We start from the raw sequence: 3,636 nt of genomic DNA, 5'->3' as shown, positions 1-3,636 counted from the left end.
GAAGGCGAACCCCCTCCGGCGCTTCGCGCCACCTCCCCGTCCCGGGGAGGATTTTCAGGGGATCACGCATACGCTACGCCTCCTTCACTAGAGGTCTGAACCTTACCGACGGGAATGTCGGCGGGAGGATGGTCGAGTCCCTCGACCAAATCGGCGAGATCGCGTGCCGCGTGGGGATGACCGCAGGACTTTGCCCGCGCCGCCGCGTTCTGCAGCGCGGCGGGATCGAGTCCGAGTTTCTGCATCTGCTTGGCGAGCTCGACCGGGGTGAACTGGCTCTGCGGGATCGTCCGTGCGCCGCCGGCTTCCGAAATCTCGCGCGCATTCTCGGTCTGATGGTCGTCGGTCGCGCTCGGCAGCGGGACCAGGATCGCCGGGCGTCCCGCCGCGGTCAGCTCGGCAATGGTCGAGGCGCCGGCGCGCGCGATAACCAGATGCGCCCAAGCAAGATGCTCGGGCAGATCGGGCAGATAGGTTGCCAGGTCGGCCGCGATCGACAGCTCGGCATATTTCGCCCGCGCCTTCTCGATGTCCTCGACCCGCGCCTGATGGGTGACTTGAAGCCGGCGGCGGAAATTGACCGGCAGCATCGATAGCCCATCGGGCACGACGCTGCTCAGGATGCTGGCGCCCTGGCTGCCGCCGGTCACGAGCACGCGGAAGATGCCGTCTTCCTCGAGCATCGGATACGGCTTGTCGCGCAGCGCCAGCACGTCCTCGCGCACGGGATTACCGGTCAGGTGGGCCTTGCCGCGATATTTGTCCGCCAGCCGGTCGACCTTGGCATAGGACGTGGCGATCGCATCGACCCGCCCCGCCACCAGCCGATTGACCCGGCCGAGCACGGCATTCTGCTCGTGCACAGCGGTCGGCACCTTCTGGTTGAAACCGGCAAGCAGCGCCGGCAGCGCGGGATAGCCGCCAAAGCCGATCACCGCGGTCGGCTTGATCTTCTGAAACAGGTCGATCGCCAGCCTGCGCCCTTCGAGCATCGCGCGGCCGGCGCGGTACCAGCCCAGCGGCCCGCCCTGCATCCGGCCGGCGGGAAGGACGTGCGTTTCGATCCCGTCGAACAGGCCCGGAAAGCGCACGCCGCGCTCATCGCTGATCAGGTCGACCTTGTGCCCGCGCTTCTTCAACTCGGCGGCCAGCGCCGCAGCCGGCACCATGTGCCCGCCGGTTCCGCCTGCGGCCAGAACGAATTGCCGCACTCTCGTCATTCGCCGCTCCATTTCACGACATAAGGTGAGCGGCTCACAAACGGGTTCCGGCGCGTAAACGCAAGCAACAACCCCATGCCGATCGACAGCGCGATCATCGACGATCCGCCATAGCTGATGAACGGCATCGTCATGCCCTTGGACGGGGCCAGGCCTGTATTCACCGCCATCGAGATCAGCGCCTGCAACCCGAACTGTATGGCAAGGCCCGATGCGGCGAGAACACGGAATTCCTCCTGCTCATCCAGCAGCTTGACGAACACGCGCACGACGATCGCGAGGAAGATCACCGCCACGATCGCGCAGGAGATCAGCCCGAATTCCTCGCCGATCACCGAGAAGATATAATCGGTATGCGCTTCGGGCAGGCGGAACTTCATCTGTCCCCCGCCGGGACCGGTACCGAACCAGCCGCCCGCGGTCAGCGTCGCGCGCGCGGCATTGACCTGGAAATGGTCGGCGGCATCGGTCGAATCCGGGAACAGGAAGGCGTCGATGCGGGTGCGCGCGGTCGAATAGAAGAGATAGGCCGAGATCACGCCGACGAACGCGGCACCGAACAGCGCCCCGATCACGCGCGCCGATATCCCGGAGATCAGCAGCAAGGCGAGCCATACCGAGCAGAACACCACGGTCTGGCCGAAATCGGGCTGCAGCATCAGCAACAGGGCAACCAGGGCGGTCAATCCGCCGGTCAATGCCGCCAGCACGCCGCCCGACAATCCCTGCTCCTTGTTCTTGAGCGACAGCAGCCACGCCACGGCGACGATGAAGCACGGCTTGAGGAATTCGGACGGCTGGAATTGCGCGACGCCGACGCCGAGCCAGCGCCGTGCGCCGTTCACCTGGACGCCGATCAGCGGCACCAGCATCAGCATCACCAGGAAAGCAGCGCATCCGATCAACGCCATCCGCCGCGCGCTCTCGGTCGGGAGCATCGAGACGATGAACAGCACCGGCAGCGACACCGCGACCCACATCACCTGGCGCCAGAAATAATAGAGCGCGGGCATGTGATGCGTGGCGTCCGAATAACGCTGCGCCGATGCCGGCGACGCCGCCGCGACGGCGACCAAGCCGATCGCCATCAGGAACAGGGTCAGGATCAGCAACACCCAGTCGATGTCCCAGAACCATGCGCCCAGCGGCGAGCGGTCCGACCGGCCGCCGCGACGTGCGACGCGGGTTAGAAAGCCTTCCTTGGCCGACCGCGAGTTCATGAGAGGGACTCGACCAACCCGCGGAACGTGTCGCCGCGATCCTCGTAATCGCGGAACTGATCGAACGACGCGCAGGCCGGCGACAGCAGGACGGTCTCGCCGGGCTTGGCGGCGGCGCGGCATAGCTGAACCGCATGCGCGAGCGTCTCTGCATAGACGGTCGGCATGTCGTCCTTGAGCAGGTCGACGAACATCGGCCCCGCTTCGCCGATCGTATAGGCGGCGCGGACATGGCCGAAGGACGGGCGGCAGGCGTCGAGGTCCTTGGTCTTGGCCTGACCGCCGAGGATCCAGTGAATGCCGTCGAACGCCGCCAACGCCGGCGCGGTCGAGTCCGGATTGGTCGCCTTGCTGTCGTTGACATAGGCGACGCCGTCGACCGTGCCGATGCGCTCCATACGGTGCGGCAGGCCCTTGAAGCTTTCGAGGCCGGCGTCGATCGCCGCTTCCGCCACGCCGAGCGCCTGGCAGGCGGCGATCGCGGCGAGTGCGTTCTGGGCATTGTGCGGCCCCTGTAGCGACGGCCAGCGCGACTGGTCCATGCACACGCCCGGGGCGATCTTGAACAGATGCTCGCCGCGCGCCGACAGGCTGCGCGCGATCTTGGCGGAGGCGGCGTCGCCGATCCCGATCACCGCGTCGTGATCCTTTGACTGCATCGCGAACAGCCGCCCTTTCGACGCGGCATAAGCGTCGAACCCGTCATAACGGTCGAGATGATCGGGCGTGATGTTGAGCAGAACCGCGACGTCGCAATCGAGCGTGAAGGTCAGGTCGATCTGATAGCTCGACAGTTCGAGCACGTAGACACCGCCCACCGGCAACGGCTCCTCGCCTAGGATCGGCAGCCCGATATTGCCGCCGAGCCGCGCGGGAATGCCCGCCGTTTCCAGGATGTGATGGATCAGTGCGGTAGTGGTCGACTTGCCGTTGGTCCCGGTGATGCCGACGACGCGGTGAGATGGCAGATAGTCGCGAGCCTGTGCGAACAACTCGATATCGCCGATGACGGGCACGCCTGCCTTGTGCGCCTTGGCCGCGATCGGATGACGGTTGAGCGGCACGCCCGGAGATACGACGACGCCGGCGAACCCGCTCAGGTCGATCTCGACCGGGTCGGCAAAACTCAAAAGCCCCTCCCCTTCAGGGGAGGGGTTGGGGATGGGGCCGTGCCCCAAGTCAGTCGCCTGTTGCGA

Annotated in this window: 3 protein-coding genes; all 3 read right to left on the bottom strand. The window is 66.1% G+C overall.

The window, feature by feature from the left end:
* Window positions 1-62: 62 nt before the first annotated feature.
* The 3 genes from murG to murD are packed head-to-tail and all read right to left on the bottom strand — an operon-like array spanning window position 63 to window position 3,570.
* Window positions 63-1,220: an undecaprenyldiphospho-muramoylpentapeptide beta-N-acetylglucosaminyltransferase gene (gene murG, locus SPR01S_RS20800; protein WP_066593725.1), complete on the bottom strand. Its 1,158-nt coding sequence runs from the start codon at window positions 1,218-1,220 to the stop codon at window positions 63-65.
* On the bottom strand, window positions 1,217-2,440 hold the full coding sequence (locus tag SPR01S_RS20795; RefSeq protein WP_066593724.1) for an FtsW/RodA/SpoVE family cell cycle protein: 1,224 nt from the start codon (window positions 2,438-2,440) through the stop codon (window positions 1,217-1,219). The genes murG and SPR01S_RS20795 overlap by 4 nt, the downstream gene beginning before the upstream one ends.
* Window positions 2,437-3,570, bottom strand: a complete 1,134-nt coding sequence (murD, locus tag SPR01S_RS20790; protein WP_066593722.1) for a UDP-N-acetylmuramoyl-L-alanine--D-glutamate ligase — start codon at window positions 3,568-3,570, stop codon at window positions 2,437-2,439. Before murD ends, SPR01S_RS20795 begins: the two co-directional genes overlap by 4 nt.
* Between the last annotated feature and the right edge of the window lie 66 nt (window positions 3,571-3,636).

It is taken from the genome of Sphingomonas pruni NBRC 15498, assembly GCF_001598455.1.
In the GTDB taxonomy this organism is placed as follows: Bacteria; Pseudomonadota; Alphaproteobacteria; order Sphingomonadales; family Sphingomonadaceae; genus Sphingomonas; species Sphingomonas pruni.
This window is presented reverse-complemented; position numbering and strand designations above follow the sequence as displayed.